At 65.1% G+C, this 17,765-nt stretch carries 21 protein-coding genes; 11 read left to right on the plus strand and 10 right to left on the minus strand.

Annotation, left to right across the window (positions count from 1 at the left end):
* Positions 1-71 precede the first annotated feature (71 nt).
* The 5 genes from FCE95_RS02455 to asnS form a co-directional block, all read right to left on the minus strand.
* Positions 72-857, minus strand: a complete 786-nt coding sequence (locus tag FCE95_RS02455) for an SDR family oxidoreductase (protein ID WP_137265402.1) — start codon at positions 855-857, stop codon at positions 72-74.
* A 13-nt stretch (positions 858-870) separates the two neighbouring features.
* On the minus strand, positions 871-1,491 hold the full coding sequence (locus tag FCE95_RS02460; protein WP_137265403.1) for an FMN-binding negative transcriptional regulator: 621 nt from the start codon (positions 1,489-1,491) through the stop codon (positions 871-873).
* A gap of 5 nt (positions 1,492-1,496) precedes the next feature.
* Positions 1,497-1,799, minus strand: a complete 303-nt coding sequence (locus FCE95_RS02465; RefSeq protein WP_137265404.1) for a hypothetical protein — start codon at positions 1,797-1,799, stop codon at positions 1,497-1,499.
* Positions 1,796-2,131, minus strand: coding sequence for a hypothetical protein (locus FCE95_RS02470; protein WP_425481277.1), 336 nt, complete (start codon positions 2,129-2,131; stop codon positions 1,796-1,798). The genes FCE95_RS02465 and FCE95_RS02470 overlap by 4 nt, the downstream gene beginning before the upstream one ends.
* Positions 2,132-2,241: 110 nt before the next feature.
* The gene (asnS, locus tag FCE95_RS02475) at positions 2,242-3,642 is read right to left on the minus strand and encodes an asparagine--tRNA ligase (protein WP_137265405.1); all 1,401 of its coding nucleotides are present in this window, start codon (positions 3,640-3,642) and stop codon (positions 2,242-2,244) included.
* A gap of 65 nt (positions 3,643-3,707) precedes the next feature.
* Here asnS and FCE95_RS02480 point away from each other — a divergent pair, with 65 nt between their 5' ends.
* The 5 genes from FCE95_RS02480 to FCE95_RS02500 all read left to right on the plus strand — a co-directional run bounded on the left by FCE95_RS02480 (position 3,708) and on the right by FCE95_RS02500 (position 7,355).
* Positions 3,708-4,046, plus strand: a complete 339-nt coding sequence (locus tag FCE95_RS02480; protein WP_137265406.1) for a HesB/IscA family protein — start codon at positions 3,708-3,710, stop codon at positions 4,044-4,046.
* 309 nt (positions 4,047-4,355) lie between these two features.
* Positions 4,356-4,781, plus strand: a complete 426-nt coding sequence (gene rpsF / locus FCE95_RS02485) for a 30S ribosomal protein S6 (RefSeq protein WP_137265407.1) — start codon at positions 4,356-4,358, stop codon at positions 4,779-4,781.
* Between the two features lie 11 nt (positions 4,782-4,792).
* Positions 4,793-5,023 carry a 30S ribosomal protein S18 gene (rpsR, locus tag FCE95_RS02490; protein WP_137265408.1) on the plus strand — a complete coding sequence of 77 codons (231 nt, stop codon included), beginning with the start codon at positions 4,793-4,795 and terminating at the stop codon, positions 5,021-5,023.
* Positions 5,024-5,169: 146 nt separating this feature from the next.
* Positions 5,170-5,625, plus strand: a complete 456-nt coding sequence (gene rplI / locus FCE95_RS02495) for a 50S ribosomal protein L9 (protein WP_137265409.1) — start codon at positions 5,170-5,172, stop codon at positions 5,623-5,625.
* A 320-nt stretch (positions 5,626-5,945) separates the two neighbouring features.
* Positions 5,946-7,355 carry a replicative DNA helicase gene (locus FCE95_RS02500; RefSeq protein WP_137266418.1) on the plus strand — a complete coding sequence of 470 codons (1,410 nt, stop codon included), beginning with the start codon at positions 5,946-5,948 and terminating at the stop codon, positions 7,353-7,355.
* Between the two features lie 3 nt (positions 7,356-7,358).
* Here the strand turns inward: FCE95_RS02500 and FCE95_RS02505 are convergent, their stop codons facing one another.
* From FCE95_RS02505 to FCE95_RS02520, 4 genes are all read right to left on the minus strand, one after another.
* Positions 7,359-7,835, minus strand: coding sequence for a hypothetical protein (locus tag FCE95_RS02505; RefSeq protein WP_137265410.1), 477 nt, complete (start codon positions 7,833-7,835; stop codon positions 7,359-7,361).
* Positions 7,832-8,920, minus strand: coding sequence for a serine hydrolase domain-containing protein (locus tag FCE95_RS02510; protein ID WP_137265411.1), 1,089 nt, complete (start codon positions 8,918-8,920; stop codon positions 7,832-7,834). Before FCE95_RS02510 ends, FCE95_RS02505 begins: the two co-directional genes overlap by 4 nt.
* A 109-nt stretch (positions 8,921-9,029) precedes the next feature.
* Positions 9,030-9,797: a LytR/AlgR family response regulator transcription factor gene (locus FCE95_RS02515; protein WP_137265412.1), complete on the minus strand. Its 768-nt coding sequence runs from the start codon at positions 9,795-9,797 to the stop codon at positions 9,030-9,032.
* Positions 9,794-10,903, minus strand: a complete 1,110-nt coding sequence (locus FCE95_RS02520) for a sensor histidine kinase (protein ID WP_137265413.1) — start codon at positions 10,901-10,903, stop codon at positions 9,794-9,796. Before FCE95_RS02520 ends, FCE95_RS02515 begins: the two co-directional genes overlap by 4 nt.
* 113 nt (positions 10,904-11,016) lie before the next feature.
* Between FCE95_RS02520 and FCE95_RS02525 the strand changes: the two genes are divergently transcribed.
* The 6 genes from FCE95_RS02525 to FCE95_RS02550 all read left to right on the plus strand — a co-directional run bounded on the left by FCE95_RS02525 (position 11,017) and on the right by FCE95_RS02550 (position 16,736).
* Positions 11,017-11,457, plus strand: coding sequence for a hypothetical protein (locus FCE95_RS02525; RefSeq protein WP_137265414.1), 441 nt, complete (start codon positions 11,017-11,019; stop codon positions 11,455-11,457).
* Between the two features lie 100 nt (positions 11,458-11,557).
* Complete coding sequence (locus tag FCE95_RS02530) at positions 11,558-11,770, plus strand: KTSC domain-containing protein (protein ID WP_137265415.1); 213 nt, start codon at positions 11,558-11,560, stop codon at positions 11,768-11,770.
* Between the two features lie 38 nt (positions 11,771-11,808).
* Entirely contained in the window at positions 11,809-12,897 is a 1,089-nt protein-coding gene (gene alr / locus FCE95_RS02535; protein ID WP_137265416.1) for an alanine racemase, read from the plus strand.
* Positions 12,898-12,962: 65 nt separating this feature from the next.
* Positions 12,963-14,378, plus strand: coding sequence for a cryptochrome/photolyase family protein (locus FCE95_RS02540; protein WP_137265417.1), 1,416 nt, complete (start codon positions 12,963-12,965; stop codon positions 14,376-14,378).
* A 50-nt stretch (positions 14,379-14,428) separates the two neighbouring features.
* Positions 14,429-15,901 carry a WS/DGAT/MGAT family O-acyltransferase gene (locus FCE95_RS02545; RefSeq protein ID WP_137265418.1) on the plus strand — a complete coding sequence of 491 codons (1,473 nt, stop codon included), beginning with the start codon at positions 14,429-14,431 and terminating at the stop codon, positions 15,899-15,901.
* Between the two features lie 109 nt (positions 15,902-16,010).
* Positions 16,011-16,736 carry a YiaD family glycine zipper/OmpA-like lipoprotein gene (locus FCE95_RS02550; protein WP_137265419.1) on the plus strand — a complete coding sequence of 242 codons (726 nt, stop codon included), beginning with the start codon at positions 16,011-16,013 and terminating at the stop codon, positions 16,734-16,736.
* A gap of 141 nt (positions 16,737-16,877) precedes the next feature.
* Here the strand turns inward: FCE95_RS02550 and FCE95_RS02555 are convergent, their stop codons facing one another.
* Positions 16,878-17,759 carry a DUF6999 family protein gene (locus FCE95_RS02555; protein ID WP_137265420.1) on the minus strand — a complete coding sequence of 294 codons (882 nt, stop codon included), beginning with the start codon at positions 17,757-17,759 and terminating at the stop codon, positions 16,878-16,880.
* Positions 17,760-17,765 lie beyond the last annotated feature (6 nt).

Below are 17,765 nucleotides of genomic sequence, written 5' to 3' on the forward strand. Positions count from 1 at the left end.
CGAGGCTTGATGGAAAGACTCGCGGCTAAAGCCGCTCCTACAAAAGCCCGTTTCTGCCTAGCCGATTCTTTCTAGATCGAATTCATCCGGCCGCCGTCGACCGCCAGGCTGACGCCGTTGACGTAGCCGGCGGCGGGCGAACACAGGAAGGCGATCACGCCGCCGGTCTCTTCCGGCTTGGCGAAACGGCCGGCCGGTACGCTCGCGCGCATGCCGGCCAGGATCTCTTCCTCGGTCTTGCCGGTGGCGCGGACGCGGTCCTGCACGATCTGTTCGACGCGCGAGGTTTCGGTGTAGCCCGGCAGCACGTTGTTGACCGTGATGCCGAACGGGCCGAGCTCGCGCGACAGCGTCTTGGCCCAACTGGCCACCGCGCCGCGGATCGTGTTGGAGACGCCCAGGTTGGCGATGGGTTCCTTCACCGAAGTCGAGACGACGTTGACGATGCGTCCCCACTGCGCCGCCTGCATGCCCGGCAACAACGCCTGCACGAGGACGTGGTTGGCGACCAAGTGCTTCTGGAAAGCATCGAGGAAAGCGGCGACTTCCGCGCCGTGCGCAGGTCCGCCGGGTGGGCCGCCGGTGTTGTTCACCAAGATATGCACGGGCTTCTTCGCGGCGAGCGCTTGCGCCCGTTCGCGCAGCGATTCGCTTTGCGACATGTCCGCGACGAGCCAATCGTGCGCCTGCGCGCCGCTGCGCGGCAGGGCCTCCGCGACCTCGCGCAAGGCGTCTGCGCGGCGCGCGAGCACGGTCACGTCCGCGCCCAAGAGCGCGAGCTCGTGCGCGGCGGCGCGGCCGATGCCTTCGGAGGCGCCGCAGACCAAGGCGTGTTTGCCGGCGAGATTCAGGTCCATGGATAAGGCTCGGTCAGGAGTCGCGTTCGCGCATCATCGCCGAAACCGCCTGCGCATCGGCGTTTTCCTGCGCTTGCAAAGCGTGGGCGACGGCGCGGCGATTGGCTTCCGGATGGTTCTGGTTGAGCTTGAACTTCATTTCGATGCTGGACGGCACAAAGCGGAAGCCGACGATGCCACGCAACTGGCTGCGGTGATCCTCGCGTTCGGTTTCGAAACGCCAATCGCTGCCGACGGCGGCTTCGAAGCGCTCGCTCAGCCGCGAAACGATGCTGGCCAAGCCTGCTTCGTCGTCGTAGCGCTCGAGCCGGCCGCGCAAATGGGCGACCGCATAGTTCCAGGTGGGAACGCGGCCTGCGGGCTCCTTGTCCGGGTACCAGCCCGGCGACACGTAGGCGTGCGGGCCGTGCACGACGATCAAAGCCTCGTCGCCATGCTTCGATTGCGGATTCGGCTTGGCCCAATGGCCTTCGATCAGCACTTCGCCGCCATCGCGGCGATAGAGGATCGGAATATGGCTGACCAGCGGCGCGCCGTCGGCGCCGGCGGTGATCAGGGTGACGAAAGGATCGGCTTCGACGAGCGCGTCGAGCAAAGCCAGATCGGTTCCGGCGTAGGCGCGCGGCAGGTACATGCCGGTCAGGCGCGGCCGCCGAGCTGTTGGACCATGCGCGGCCGCAGCGCATCGTCGCTGAGGCCTTCGGGCGGGGCGATCTCGTCGAGGCTGAAGCCTCGTTGCAGCGCGTCTTCTTCGTCCAGGCCTTCGAAAGACACGTATTCGGCGTCCATCAGCATGGCGCGCGCGGTGTCTTCGCTGTCGTAGGCGAGCGTGTTGCCGTCGCTGTCGAACACTTCGGCCGTGCCGGCCTCGCGGACGTGCAGACGGGCCCACACGATCGTGCGCCCCAGCGTCGCCAGCCACCATTCGTAACGGCCGCTCATGCCGCACCCGCCAGCGACCACAGCCAGAGCAGGCCGGCGCAGACCAGGCCGAACAGGATCGTCATCAGCGACAACCGCGCCGGCGTCGCGAGGCCGCTGAATTGCGGATCGCGCGCTTCGCGATAGCCGCCGGCCAGCAGCCACCACAGCGCGTTCGGATTGAGGAAGGCGCCGTGGCCGAGTTTTGCGCGGATCGCCGGATGACGGTCGCGCACGTGCACCAGGGCCAGCGGCCAGAAAATGACGAACGCGCAGGCGCCGGCTATGGCGATGGCGACGAAGAGCAGGGCGAAGAACAAGATCACGTTCGGCAAACCTTTTTGGATCGTCATCCCGGCGAAAGCCGGGATCCAGTGCTCGGGTTACTGCAGTATCGGGGTAGTACGAAGTCCTGGATCCCGGCTTTCGCCGGGGTGACGGATTCGGGAATGGCCGCGACCCATCAGAACTCGGCGGTTCCCGGCGCACGCGGGTAAGGAATCGAATCGCGGATATTGCTCAACCCGCACACGTACACCACCAAGCGCTCGAAGCCCAAGCCGAAACCGGCGTGCGGCACCGTGCCGTAGCGGCGGAAATCGCGGTACCAGCCGTAGTGTTCCGGATCCAGGCCGAACTGCGCCATGCGCGCGTCCAGCATGTCCAGACGCTCCTCGCGCTGGCTGCCGCCGATGATCTCGCCGATGCCGGGCGCCAATACGTCCATCGCGGCGACGGTGCGGCCGTCGTCGTTCAGTCGCATGTAGAAGGCCTTGATCTGTTCCGGATAGTTCGTCACCACCACCGGGCGGCCGACGTGCTGCTCGGTCAGCCAGCGCTCGTGCTCGGTCTGCAGGTCCAGGCCCCATTCGACCGGGAAATCGAACTTCTGCCCGGACTTCTGCAGCAGCGCGACCGCGTCGGTGTAATCGATACGCTCGAACGGCGAGTTGATGAAGGCTTCGAGCTTGCTGATCGCGTTCTTGTCGACGCGATCGGCGATGAAGGCCAAGTCGTCGCCGCGTTCGTCCAGCGCCGCGCGGAACAGGTACTTCAGGAAATCCTCGGCCAGCTTCGCATCGTCGTTCAGATCGGCGAAGGCGATCTCCGGCTCGATCATCCAGAACTCGGCTAGGTGGCGGGTGGTGTTGCTGTTCTCCGCGCGGAAAGTCGGACCGAAGGTGTAGACCTTGCTCAGCGCCAGGCAGTAGGCCTCGACGTTGAGCTGGCCGGACACGGTGAGGAAGGTTTCCTTGCCGAAGAAGTCGCGGCCGAAATCGACCGCGCCGTCCTTGCCGATCGGCAGGTTGGCCAGGTCCAGCGTGGAAACGCGGAACATCTGGCCGGCGCCTTCGGCGTCGGAGGTGGTGATGATCGGCGTGCTGATCCAGTAGAAGCCGCGTTCGTGGAAGAAGCGGTGCACGGCCATCGCCAGGCAGTGGCGGATGCGGGTGACCGCGCCGAACAGGTTCGTGCGCGGACGCAGATGAGCGTATTCGCGCAGATATTCGAGCGTGTGCTGCTTGGGTTGCATCGGGTAGGTCAGCGGGTCCTCGACCCAGCCGACCACTTCGATCCGGCTGGCCTGGATTTCGAAACTCTGGCCCTGGCCCTGCGAGGCGGTGAGCTTGCCGGTGGCGATCACCGAGCAGCCGGCGGTGAGCCGCTTCACTTCGGTTTCGTAGTTGGGCAGGGCGTCCGGCGCCACCACCTGGATCGGCGCGAAGCAGGAACCGTCGCTCACGTTGACGAACGACAGCCCGGCCTTGGAGTCGCGGCGGGTGCGCACCCAGCCGCGGACGGTGACTTCGCCGCCTTCGGCGACGTGGCCGGCGAGCGCCTGTTCGACGCTGATCGTCGTCATGGGTTGAATCCTGCGTTTTAGCAACGATATGGGTCGTGCAGTCTAACAAGAGTAGAATGCCGCTTATGGCCATCCATCTCGCTCCCGCCGCACTCGAACGCGTCAAAGGCTATCTGGCGGACACCCCCGAAGCCATCGGCTTGCGTTTCGGCGTCAAGCGCACCGGCTGTTCGGGCTGGGGCTATGTGGTGGACCTCGCCCGCGATCGGCGCGAGGGCGACGCGGTGTCCGAGCAGGACGGCGTGCGGGTCTACGTCGATGCCGACAGCCTGGCCCTGGTCGACGGGACCGAGATCGATTTCCTGAAGCAGGGGCTCAACGAGCAGTTCGTGTTCCGCAATCCCAACGTGGCCGCCGAGTGCGGGTGCGGGGAGAGTTTCACGACCGACGCCGAGGCGGCCTGAGTCGGCTTAGCCCTCTCCTGCCTGCGGGAGAGGGTTGGGTGAGGGCGCGCGGAGCCTCAGATAGCATCGCCGCTTTCTGGGGAGCCAAAGTCACTGGATCCTTGCCTTCGGGGATGACGGCCTTTAAAGGGCTTCTCTTCGGGTGAGGGCCGCCGGGCGGCTCTTGGCCGGCCCATTTGCCCCCAAGTCCCTGAATCTGCCATAATTTCCGGCTCCCGTTCGCGGGAGACCCTTGCTCCACCGCGCCTTCTGGCGGTCGGGGAGCTGTCCGGCCCGGGTCCAACCGGGTCACATCCACAAGGAATCGCAATGCGTCATTACGAAATCGTATTCCTGGTCCATCCGGACCAGAGCGAGCAGGTTCCGGCCATGGTCGAGCGCTACAAGGGCTTGATCGAGAACGCCGGCGGCAAAGTCCATCGTCTGGAAGATTGGGGCCGCCGCATGCTGGCCTATCCGATCCAAGACCTGGTCAAGGCCCATTACGTCCTGCTCAACATCGAAGTCGGTCAGGAAGGCCTGAACGAGCTGGTCGACGGCTTCCGCTTCAACGACGCGATCCTGCGTCATTTGGTCATGAAGCGCGACGACGCCGTCACCGACATGTCCCTGATCATGAAGAACAAGGACGAGAAGGGCGACAAGCCGGAGCGCGGCGAACGCCGCCGCCGTGACGAAGAGGGTGGTGTGGGCACGGCCGACACCTCCGACGAATCCGCCGCCGAAGCCGCCTAAGGAGCCATCCCATGTCCAAGTTTTTCCGCCGCCGCAAGTTCTGCAAGTTCACCGCCGAGGGCGTCAAGGAGATCGACTACAAGGATCTCAACACCCTGCGCCAGAACCTGACCGAGACCGGCAAGATCGTCCCCAGCCGCATCACCGGCACCAAGTCGCGCTACCAGCGCCAGTTGGCCACCGCCGTGAAGCGCGCGCGTTTCCTGGCTTTGATTCCGTATACGGATAACCACAACGCGTAAGCCAGGAACTAGCGATTAGAAACTAGGAACTAGTGGGCTCTCTCTAGTTTCTGGTTCCTTTCTACTAGTTCCTGTCGCTCTACTTACCGTCCTTCGGACAGCAACCAGTTGCGGCGCACCGCGTCGCTAACGAACGGAGCAACACAATGGATCTGATTCTTCTGCAGAAAGTGGTCAACCTCGGCAACCTGGGCGACAAGGTCAAGGTGAAGCCGGGCTACGGCCGCAACTTCCTGGTGCCGCAAGGCAAGGCCGTGCCGGCCACCGAGGCCAATCTGGCCCAGTTCGAAGCCAAGCGCGCCGAGTACGAGGCCAAGGCCCAGGCCATCCACGACGAGGCCGAAGGCCGCCGCGCCAAGCTGGAAGGCGCCAGCGTCACGCTGTACGCCAACGCTTCGACCGAAGGCAAGCTGTACGGCTCGGTCGGCCCGCGCGACATCGCCGAGGCGTTGACCAAGGCTACCGGCGTCAACGTCGAGAAGTCGGAAGTGATCATGGGCGAAGGCCCGCTGCGCCACATCGGCGAGTTCGAAATCCTCATCCACCTGCATGCCGACGTCGAAACGCCGGTCAAGGTGATCGTGGAAGCCGAAGCCGCCTGACGCGACGCAACATCGATGCACCGGACGGGCGCCGAAAGGCGCCCGTCTTGTTTTGGAGCAAGAGTTTTTGGACACGGATCAAATCCGATAGTCGCGGATAAGGGCAAAACCAATAAGTAAGAGTTCTTTATCCGCCTTCATCCGAATTGATCCGTGTCAAAAAGCTCTTATCGGATGCCCGGCGGGTTGTCGCAGCCTTTGAGATTCCCACCGGTTATCCACATGGTTATCTGCAGCGCTTCCGGACAGGAGCGATTACGATGGCCGACCCGATCTCTCTCTCCGTCAGCCGCTCGCGAGCCCAGGATCCCGACCACCCGATGTCCGCACGCCCCGGTTTCCGCAACGACCTCCGCAACGACCGTGGCGACAGCCGCATCGAGCAGCTCCGCGTACCGCCGCAATCGATCGAAGCCGAGCAGGCGGTGCTGGGCGGGCTGATGCTGGCGCCCGATGCCTTCGACCGCATCGCCGACCTGCTCACCGACAATGACTTCTACCGTCGCGACCATCAGCTGATTTACCGCGCCATCCGCGAGCTGGCCGAGCGCAGCCGTCCCTACGACGCGGTCACCCTAGGCGAATGGTTCGAATCGCAGGGCCTGGCCGAACAAGTCGCCGGCGGCGCCTATCTGGTCGAACTGGCCAGCACCACGCCTTCGGCCGCCAACATCACCGCCTACGCCGAAATCGTCCGCGACAAGGCGGTGCTGCGCCAGCTGATCGACGTGGGCACCAATATCGTCAACGACGGCTTCCAGCCCGAAGGCCGCGAGAGCAGCGAACTGCTGGCCAAGGCCGAACAGGAAGTGTTCGCCATCGCCGAAGCCGGCGCCCGCGGCCGCAGCGACTTCACCAGCGTGCACAAGGCGCTGTCGGAAGCTTTCGATGTGCTGCAGACGCGCTACGCCAGCGGCGGCAGCGTCACCGGCCTGCCGACCGGCTATACCGAATTCGACGACATGACCGCGGGCTTGCAGCCCACCGACCTGGTGATCCTGGCCGCGCGCCCGTCGATGGGCAAGACGACGCTCGCCTTGAACATGGCCGAGTACGCGGCCATGCGCACCAAGAAGACGGTGGCCGTGTTCTCGATGGAAATGTCGGCCAGCCAGTTGGCGTTGCGTCTGATCTCTTCCGTCGGCCGCGTGAATGCGACCCGCCTGCGTACCGGCCAACTGGAAGACGAGGACTGGAGCCGCGTCACCAGCGCGATCCGCATGCTGCGCGAAGTGAAAGTGTTCATCGACGACACCCCGGCGCTGTCGCCCGAAGTGCTGCGCAGCAAGGCGCGGCGCTTGAAGCGCGAACACGACTTGGGCCTGATCGTGATCGACTACCTGCAGCTGATGGCGGTGCCCGGCAACCAGGAAAACCGCGCCACCGAAATCTCCGAGATCTCGCGCTCGCTGAAGGCTTTGGCGAAAGAACTGAACGTGCCGGTGATCGCGCTGTCCCAGCTCAACCGCTCGCTGGAAACGCGCACCGACAAGCGCCCGGTGATGGCCGACTTGCGCGAATCCGGCGCGATCGAGCAGGACGCCGACCTCATCGTCTTCATCTACCGCGACGACTACTACAATAAGGAAAATTCGCCGGACAAGGGCCTGGCCGAGATCATCATCGGCAAGCAGCGTAACGGCCCGACCGGTTCGATCAAGCTGAAGTTCTTCGGCGAATACACCCGATTCGACAACTTGGCCCACGATTCGGTGGGCAGCTTCGAATAGGCGTCATCCATCCGCGTTTTCTTCGTCGGTACGAATGAAGGCGTCGTCCTCCCAGCGCAAGGAATCGGCGTCGTCGGCGTAGCGGAAGGCTTCCGGCGCATCGAGCGGCGACCGGCTGGCGCCGAACAAACCGGGGCTCGCAGGCGTCAACGTCAGGCGCATCGCGCCTAGCTTGGCTTCGAGGCCGCCGGCGCCGCGCACGACATCGAGTCTGCCCAGGCGCTCGCTGCGGAAACTCCCGATGTAACGTTCCGTCTCCGCGTGGGAGGGCGCCCAACGCCAGCCGCTCCATGCCGCGTCCTCCCGGGCCTTGCGCACAGCGTCTTGGCGCGAGGCGACCGTTCGCGCCAAGCGGGCGGGGTAATCGGCCGCGGCTTTGCGCAGGCGCTCGGTTTCGCCGCTCTGGCCGGTGGACAGGCCGATGAAGGCCTTCATCAATTCCAACTGCAAGCCCTCCATCGCGCTGTCGCTGTTGGTCACAAGCGAGAGACCGGCATTGGCACCAGCACCGTCACCGACACTACGCCCGGATAGCTGCCCGGATGCATCAACGCCGTCTGGCCTTTGTATGTGCACGAATACCAACCGAGGCTGTAGCCGTCGCAGACCAACTCGCCGTCGGACAAGTTCGCTTTGGCCAGCGGACGCTGCGCGCGCTCGAAGCTGCGGGTCGAGGGCATGCCCGTCGGCGAGCGTCGGCTGAGGTTCGCCCGCATCCATGTCGCCATATCCCGCGAGGACGCCGACAAGCCGCCTGCGGCATGCATCAGCGCGTCCGGTTTGGGCGGATAGGCCAGCCATGCCTGGCCGTCCCAGCGGTGATTCCAAGTCTGCCGCCGCGCGGGTATCCGCGAAGTGCGGCTGTAGACGCGATCCAGCTTCAGCGGCCGCAGGATTTCCGTTTGCAGCCATTCCTGCCAAGTCCGGCCGGTGCGCGTTTCCAGTGCTGCGCCATAGATCAAATCGCCGATGTTGGCGTAGCGGAAGCCTGCGCTGCGCGCTTGGGTATAGCGCGACAGCATCGCCGGATAGTCGCTCGCCGGCACGGAACGCACGTATGCGGTCAGGAAGTTGAGCGTGTCCGTCTTCAGGTTTTCCTGATGCGACAGCAGGTCCGCCATGGTGATTTTGGCCGGGTCCCCCGGGGCGGGTAGTTCGAGTCCGGGCCAGATCTGCGCCAGGGTGGTGTCGAGCGGCAGCACGCGCTTTTCGTCGAGGTCGGCCGCCAGCAGCGCCATGAACGATTTGGTTTGCGAGGCGATGTAGAACTGCGAATCGGCGTCGACCATTCCCGACCGGCCGACGCGCGCCGTCCCGCGGACGTGCATCAGCGGCGTGGCGTCGCCGTGCACGATCACCGCCGAAACCGCGGGAAAGGCGCCGGGGATCGTTTGTATCTTGTCGAGCGTCGCGCGGATTTCTTCGGTGGCCGTCTCGATCCTTTGCTCGGGGGGCGCATCGAGCTGAGCCGCGATGGCGGCGGGCGCAAAGACAGCCGTTAGCGCGAATCCGCATAAATAGCGCAGGGATGGCTTCGCAAGCCTACGAGGAATTCCGGAGTGCATGTCTTCTCCATCCGCCGATGAGCCTCCGCGGCGGGTGCGAAGGCAGTGGAAGGAGCAGTGGATACGGCGAGAACGGCAGCGGTTGCGTTGCGGCGCTATGAGGATCGCCTCATTTCTCCGGACGCGTGGAAACCAACCGCAGGAAGGCTTCGTGCTGGTAACGGCTCATCCGCAGTTGCTGTCCGGTATCCATCGTGACCACGTGGTAGCCGTTGAACCAGGGATGGATCGATTTCACCCGGCGCGTGTTGATGATCGCCGAACGGTGGATCCGCGCGAAACGGCGCGGGTCGAGGCGCGAAGCCAGCGCGGCCATGGTTTCGCGCAGCTCGTGGGTGCCGTTCGCGAGATGGATCAGCACGTTGTTGCGGCTGGCCTTGATCCAGACGATGTCGTCGACGTCGACGAAGCTCACCTGCTCGTCGGAGCGCACCGGAATGCGGTCCAGGTAGTCTTCGCGCCGACGCAGGGCTTCCAGCGCCTGCAGTATCCGGTCCGAGGCGTAGCCGGAGGCCGACAAGCGCGCTTTGGCGCGCTGCAGCGTGGTCGCGAAACGCTCGCGGCTGAAGGGCTTGACCAGGTAGTCCACCGCGTTGGCCTCGAAGGCCTTGATCGCGTACTGCTCGTAGGCGGTGACGAACACGGTCGCGGGCATGGCCTCGGCGCCGATGGCGGCGACCGCGTCGATGCCGGTCATAGCCGGCATCTGTATGTCCAAGAAGATCAGGTCGGGACGGCGCGTGCGGATTTCCGCGACGGCCGAAACGCCGTCGCCGCATTCCTTGATCGCGGCGATGTCCGGATCTTCTTGCAGCAGCCGGACGATCGCGCGACGCGCGATCGGTTCGTCGTCGACGACCAGGACCGACAACTTCATGCGGGCGCGTGCTCCGGCAGGTCTTCGGTTTCTTCCAGTTCGCGGAAGGGCAGGCGGATGCGGCAGGCGACGCCTTGCGGCCAGATCATGTCCAGGCGGATCTCCGCGGCCCCGCCGTAAAGTTCCTTCAAGCGCAGCCGCGTATTCGACAAGCCGATGCCGTGACCGGCAGAGTCGCCGTTGTTCTCGAGCGTACTGTTTTTGTTGCGCACGTCGATGAGCAGCGCATCGCCTTCGCGCCGGCTCTCGATCTCGATGCAATCCTCGCCCACGCGTCGGCCGATGCCGTGGCGGATCGCGTTCTCGACGAGCGGCTGCAACATCAAGCTGGGCACTGCGCAGTCCAGCGTGTCCGGCGCGACGTAGATCCGCGTGCTCAGGCGGTCGCCGAAACGCTTGCGCTGGATGCCCAGATACAGGTCGAGCAGGACCAGTTCCTGGCGCAGGGCGATCTCCTGGCCATCGTATTCCTCCAAGAACGCGCGCAGCAGATCGCTCAGGCGCAACAGCATGTCTTCGGCCGAGCGCTTGTCTTCGTCGAGCAGGGTGATGATGGCGTGCAGGGTGTTGAACAAGAAATGCGGCTGCAATTGCGTTTTCAACGCCTGCAGGCGGGATTGCGCCAGCTCCGAGGCGAGCCGGGTCGCTTCGATCTCGCGCTGCGCTTTTTCCTTTTGCGTGCGCAACAAGAGTTGGATCGCGAGCAAGGCCCAATAGGTGAACAGCCCGATCATGCCGTGCTGGCCCAAGAACTGCAGATACTGCTCGCCGAAGGAACTGGGTTCGAACGGCGTGGATACCGCGGCGCCGATGGTCAGCGCGAGCTGGGTGACGCCGATGCTGAGCAAGATATGGATGCCGGAACTGCGCAGCCAGTGCGGCGGGCGGATCGGATGGCGCGCGCCGAGCCGGAACACCAAGGGCGCGAGCGATGCCCAAGTGCCCCATTGGATGATCGACCAGCGCACGTAGTCGAAGAAACCCCAAACTTGGCCGATCAAGGCATCGCGGCCGGCGCCCTGCATGCCGAATACGACTCCCACCACCGACCACAGCGCGAGATAGCGGCCCAAGCCGATTTCGTATTCGTCGAGGCGGACTTTCATCGGACCGATGGCGGCGGGTTCGCTGGCATGTAAGCACGGCCGCGGCCCGCTGAAAAGGCCGAAAAGGCGCAGCTACGATTCGCCGTCGGCTGCCTACGATTCGTCCCGGATCGATGGCAAGCGGCGCGCGTGCGAAGCCCAATGCGGCAACGGCCGCTGGTGCGGCCGGTTCCGGGAGCATCGCCATGCGCTTATCCGTTTATGCGCTTTTCGTCTTCACATCGTGCCTCGCTGCGAGCGCGGAGGCCGCTGAAGCCCATCGTTATTTGCAACTGGTCAACCGCGCCAACGACAGCGTGACTTCGGTGCAGGTTTCGGCGCGGGGCGACGAGGCGTTCGAAAGCTTGCCCATCGTTACGCCGCTGCGGGGCGGGGGCGATTCGACCACGGTACGCATCGCCGGCGACGGTTGCGCCTACGACTTCCGTTTCGTATTCCGCGACGGCCGGACCCTTGCTTACCGCGACGTCGACGTCTGCCGCGCGGATGTCCTGCGCATCCGCCGTCCGCCGCACGCAGCGGATGCGCGCATGGCCGCTTCCCAGGGCGACTGAGCGTCGCCGTTGCCTGCCGTACGGCGTCTCCCGAGGCGCCGTTGCGGCAGGCCTTTTTGGCCTTCATCCTTTTTCGAGGCCCGCATGCGATCCTTGCGGCATGCACCGCGAGCCTGTGAAGTCGCAAGTCTTGCGCAGCGTGGGCTACGACCCCGACAGCCGCACGCTCGAAATCGAGTTCGCCGGCGGCGCCGTATACCGCTATTTCGACGTGCCGGAAGACCTCTACCTGGATCTCATGACTGCGTCTTCGCACGGCGAATTCTTCGGCCGGCGCATCCGCGATGCCGGGTTCGATTACGAGCAGGTCTAGCGCGCCGAAGCGCGCCGGCTTTTCATTACAATGCGCGGATGGCCCGACCGACTTCCGCCACCATCCACATCGACGCCCTGCGCCACAACCTGGGCCAGGTCCGCAAGCTCGCTTCCGGCAGCCGGGTCATGGCCGTGGTCAAGGCCGACGGCTACGGCCACGGCTTGGAGCGGGTCGCGCGGGCTTTGAGCGGAGCGGACGCATTCGGCGTCGCCGCGCTTTCCGATGCCGAGCGCCTGCGCGCGGCCGGGTTGTCGCAGCCGATCGTGCTGCTGTCCGGTTTCGACGCCGCGGACGACCTGCCCAAATTGCGCGAGCTGAGCGTCGAAACCGTGGTCCATCACCCGGCCCAGCTTGAAATGTTGGAGCAATCGGACGGCGAACCGATCCGCTGCTGGCTAAAAGTCGATACGGGCATGCATCGCCTGGGCTTCGCGCCCGAGGCCGTGCGCGAGGCGTATTCGCGCCTGTCGAAAGCCAAGTCGGTCGCCGACGGGATCGTGCTGATGAGCCATTTCGCCAGCTCGGACGAATTCGCCGGCAGCGCATCCGACGGCCGCCAGACGCGCGAGCAATTGCGCCAGTTCGGCGAAGCCACGGCCGATCTGCCGGGCGCGCGTTCGCTGGCCAATTCCGCGGCCGTGCTCGGCTGGCCCGATGCGCACGGCGATTGGGTTCGTCCAGGCGGGGCGCTTTATGGGATTTCGGTAGTCGACGGCAAGACGGGCGCGGATTTCGGCTTGAAGCCGGCGATGACGCTGTCGACCCGGTTGCTCGCCGTCAACCGCATCCGCAAAGGCGAAAAGGTCGGTTACTCGGCGACTTGGGAATGCCCGGAAGACATGCCGATCGGCGTGGCCGCGATCGGTTACGGCGACGGCTATCCGCGCCACGTGCCCACCGGTACGCCGGTGCTGGTCAACGGGAAGCGGGCGCCGATCGTCGGACGCGTGTCGATGGACCTGATGTCGATCGACTTGCGCGCGCAGCCCGACGCCAAGCCGGGCGACCCGGTGGTGCTGTGGGGCGAGAGCTTGCCGGTCGAAGGCATCGGCGCCGCCGCCGGCACGATCGGCTACGAGCTGACGTGCTCGATCACGCGCCGCGTGCGCTTCGTCGAAGACTGACGGGGTTTCCAGGCATCTTGGAGCCGCACACGCGCCGTTCAAGCGGATTGTGGCTACGATGATCCATGCCCAATGCCTTGGTCTGGTTCCGCAACGATCTGCGCTTGGCCGATCAGCCGGCCTTGCGGGCCGCGTTGGACGAAGGCTACGAGCCGATTTGCATCTACATCCACGCACCCGACGAAGAGGGCGCGTGGGCGCCGGGCGCGGCTTCGAATGCCTGGCGCCATCGTTCGCTGAAGGCCTTGGACGGGGCTCTGCGCAGCCGGGGTTCGCGCTTGCGCCTGTTCTTCGGGCCCAGTTTGCAGACTCTGCAGACCTTGTTGATGGCTTGCGATGCGGAAGCCGTGTTCTGGAACCGGCGCTACGAACCGGCGATCGAAAAGCGCGATGCCGAAATCAAGAAGAAGTTGCGCGGGCAGGGCGCGCGCGCCGAAAGCTACAACGGCGGACTGCTGTTCGAGCCTTGGAGCTTGAGCACCCAGCAGAACGGACCGTATCGGGTATTCACGCCGTTCTGGCGCGCCGCGCTCGCCGCATGGCGCTTGCCGGCGGCGTGGGACGCGCCGAAGCGGATCGAGGATGTCGCCGAGGGTCCTGACGGCGTCGCCTTGGATGCGCTGCATTTAGCGCCGACGCGCGATTGGGATGCGGATTTCTGGGAACGGTGGACGCCGGGAGAGGCCAGCGCCCACGAAGCGTTGGAGATCTTCGTCGAAGGCGCCTTGCGCGGCTATCGCGAACAGCGCGACCGTCCGGATCGCGTCGGCACGTCGCGTCTTTCGCCGCACTTGCATTTCGGCGAGATCGCACCGTGGCGCGTGGCCGCAGAATTGGAAGCGCTGCGTACGGCGAGCGCCGCTGCGGACATCGACGCTTACCTGCGCGAACTGGGCTGGCGCGAATTCGCGCATCACTTGCTGCACCATTTTCCGGCGACGGCCGAGCGCAATCTCGACGCGCGCTTCGACAAGTTCGAATGGGCCCGGCGCCATCCGGCCCAGATCGAGGCCTGGCGCCGCGGCGGCACTGGCGTGCCGATCGTGGATGCCGGCATGCGCGAGCTTTGGCATACCGGCTGGATGCACAACCGGGTGCGCATGATCGCGGCGAGTTATCTGTGCAAGCACTTGCGCCAGCATTGGCTGGAAGGCGCGCGCTGGTTCTGGGACACGCTGGTCGACGCGGATTTGGCGAACAATACGCTGGGCTGGCAATGGGTGGCGGGCACCGGCGCCGACGCATCGCCGTATTTCCGTGTGTTCAATCCTGCTACGCAAGCGGAGAAATTCGACCCGGAAGGCGACTACATCGCGCGTTGGGTGCCGGAACTGAAAGCCTTGCCGGTGCCGGCCCGGTTCGCGCCGTGGACGCAACCGGGACTCGCCGCCAAGCTCGCGCCCGATTATCCGCCGCAGCCGATCGTCGATCTGGCCGAAGGGCGCGACCGTGCGCTGGCCGCTTACCGCGCCATGCGTTGACCGCCTTCGGCACGCATGATTCACTGCCGGCATCGTCGCGGGGAACCGGCATGCCGAACCAGAACGCCAAACCGACCAGCCGCAAACGCGCCACGCGCAAGAAAGAAGCCATGTCGCGCGTCGACACCGCTTGGCTGCGGATGGAGCGTGCGACCAATCCGATGATGATCACCGGCGTGCTGATGTTCGCCGAACCGATGTCGCTGGAGCGCTTGCGGGGAGTGATCGAAAAACGCTTTCTGGACTATTCGCGCTTCCGCCAAAAAGCGGTCGATACCGCGGCCGGCGCCTACTGGCAGGACGACGAGCATTTCGACCTGGATTGGCATGTGCAGTTGGCCGCGTTGCCCGGCCGCGGCGACAAGAAATCGTTGGAGCGCTTCGTCAGCCAGCTCGCGTCCAGTCCGCTGGACAAGTCGCGGCCGCTTTGGCAATTCCATCTGGTCGAAAAGTACGAAGGCGGCTCGGCTCTGGTGGCGCGCATCCATCACAGCTACGCCGACGGCATTGCCCTGGTGCAGGTGCTGTTGTCGCTGACCGACACCAAGCGCGAACCGGACAAGGACAGCGACCTGGCCAAAGCCTGGCTCAAGCAAGACGGGGCCGACGTCGCGCGCCGCGTCGGCGCGGTCGAGCGCTACACCAAGCTCGGCGGCAGGGTGATCGAGAAGGGCATGGAGATGTATCGCGACCCGACCCTGGCCGCGATGCTGGCGAAGGAGGGCGGCGAAATCGCGCGCGAACTGCTGTACGCGCTGGCGCTGCCGGACGATCCGCCGTCGATGCTGCGCGGCAAGCTCGGCGTCAGCAAGCGGGTAGCCTGGGCGCCGCCGTTGGATCTGGAAGAGGTCAAAGCGGTGGGCCGGGCCTGCGATTGCACCGTCAACGACGTACTGATGGCCGCCGCGGCCGGCGCGCTGCGCGACTACATGCTCGAGCGCGGCGACGACATCGACGGCATGACCCTGCGCGCCACCGTGCCGGTGAACCTGCGTCCGCTCGAACACGCGCGCAAGCTGGGCAACCATTTCGGCCTGGTGTTCCTGGATCTGCCGGTCGGCGAGGGCAATCCCATCCGCCGGCTCGAGCATGTCGCCGAATGCATGAACCAGCTGAAGAACTCGCGCCAAGCCATTGTCGCTTTTGGTCTTTTAGCGGCATTGGGCATGGCCCCGGCGGCCGTGCAAGGGGTGGCGTTGGAGCTTTTCAGCCGCAAGGCGAGTGCGGTAGCGACCAATGTGCCTGGCCCGCAGCAACCGTTGTACATGGCCGGCTGCACCCTGCGCGAAATGATGTTCTGGGTGCCGCAGACAGGGTCCATCGGTATCGGCATCTCGATCCTCAGCTACAACGGCCGCGTCCACTTCGGCCTCATCGCCGACGCCAAGCTGATTCCCGACCCGGACGCGGTGATCCGCCGCTTCGGCGGCGAGTTCGAAAAGCTGCTGTACCTGGCGCTGATGGGCGATTGGGACCGCTCCCTGGACTCCGTCGCGGCCGCCGCCCTACTGGAAGGCGGCTGAACCCCGTATGTCGGCGGCCGCGGCCGTTTGGGCTTCCGTCACCCGCCGGTGACGCGGGCGTGATTAGCTTGGCGGCGCGAATTCACTCCCAGCGACGAGGAGAGGCACGATGAACCTGTTCAAGCAATCCGCAATCGGTTTGATGGTCGCCGGCAGCATGCTGCTGACCGGCTGCATGAGTACCGGCGGCGGCTATTACGGCAACCAACCGCCGCCCCCGCAAGATCCGTACGGCCAGCCGCAACAGCAACAGGGCGGCATGAGTCGCACTGGCAAGGGCGCCCTGATCGGCGCCGCCATCGGCGCAGCGGCCGGTTTGCTCAGCGGCAGCGACGCCACCGAACGCCGCCAGCGTGCTCTGGTCGGTGCCGGCGTCGGCGGCCTCGCAGGCGGTGCGATCGGTTCCTATCAGGACCGCCAGGAACGCATCCTGCGCGAGCGTACCCAGGGCACCGGCGTCGACGTGATCCGTCAGGGCGACAACATCACGCTGAACATGCCCAGCGGCATCACCTTCGACTTCGACAGCGCCACCTTGAAGCCGCAGTTCAACTCGGTGCTCGACGGCGTCGCCAGCACGCTGCAGGAATACAACCAGACCATCATCGAAGTGGCCGGCCATACCGACAGCGTCGGCACGGACAGCTATAACCAAGCTCTGTCCGAGCGCCGCGCCAACGCGGTGGGCAACTACCTGATGAGCCGAGGCATCATGCGCGACCGTTTCATCATCGTCGGCGCCGGCGAATCGCGTCCGATCGCCAGCAACGACACCGAATCGGGCCGCGCGCAGAACCGCCGCGTGGAAATCACCCTGGTGCCGGTGCGGGGCTGATCGAGTCAGTGCGTCACCGAAACGGGCGGCCTAGTGCGGCCCGTTTCTTAGAGCTTTTTTGACACGGATCAGAGCGGATGAGGGCGGATATATCTTGTATTTGTTACGCCTTTATCCGCATCGATCCGATCTTATCCGTGTCTAAATGGCTTTCGCTTCTTGCTCGGCCTTAGCCCGGCCCAGCAACGCATGCAGCATCTCGGTCGACAGCCCATGCAGCACCAGCCGGAATCCGGCGCGCAGCGTGGTCAGCGGCACTAGCGGATGCTTGTTATTGAGGAAGACCAGATAGTCCTGCCGCTTCAGCAAGGTCGAAGCGTAGATCCCGATCACTTCGTCCAGCTGCAGCGAATTGGTTGCGCGCCAAAAATCGTTGTCGGTCAGGAACAATTGGTAGACCGGCGTATACACCTCGATCGCGGTCTGCAGATCGATGAAATTGGTCCAGCGGTCCGGCATGTCCTCCAGCCGCAGCGGGGGCTGCGCGATCATCGAGAAGTCCGGCCGCTCGGGCGGCTCGATCGGCTTGCCGCCGAGCGCGCGGTTGAGGTTGATCACGAAGTTGAAGAGGTTCAAGTCGTGCTGCAGGAACACGTCGTCGCGCAGCGCGTCGATGTCGGCCGGTTTCAGCGGATGCGAGGGCAGCGTCTGGCCGGGCAGGGCGTTCGCGCCGATGAAGGCCAGCACCTGCGAGCCCAGATGGAAGTGGCGCAGGATCAGCCAATTCGCTTCGGGCCTGACGAAAGTCTTCATGCCCCAAACGATCAGGCGATGCAGGATGCGCGACGAAGTCAAATCGTTCGGCATCAGGATCTTCAGCAACTGGATCAGTACGATCGCCAAGCGCGCCAGCGGCCGCACCACCGGCAACACGAATTGGCGCGAGCGCGAAGCCGCGTCCGACAGCCAGGCGCGCTTGACCTCGTCGGCCAGCGGCCCGCTGGCGTCCAGATACAGCGCCAGCCACGGGTTCGGATCGCGCGGATCGTGCGCGACGTGCAGCCAATCTTCGCTCTTGCCCACGCGAGC

Source organism: Luteimonas gilva (assembly GCF_005239095.1).
GTDB classification, from domain to species: Bacteria; Pseudomonadota; Gammaproteobacteria; order Xanthomonadales; family Xanthomonadaceae; genus Luteimonas_C; species Luteimonas_C gilva.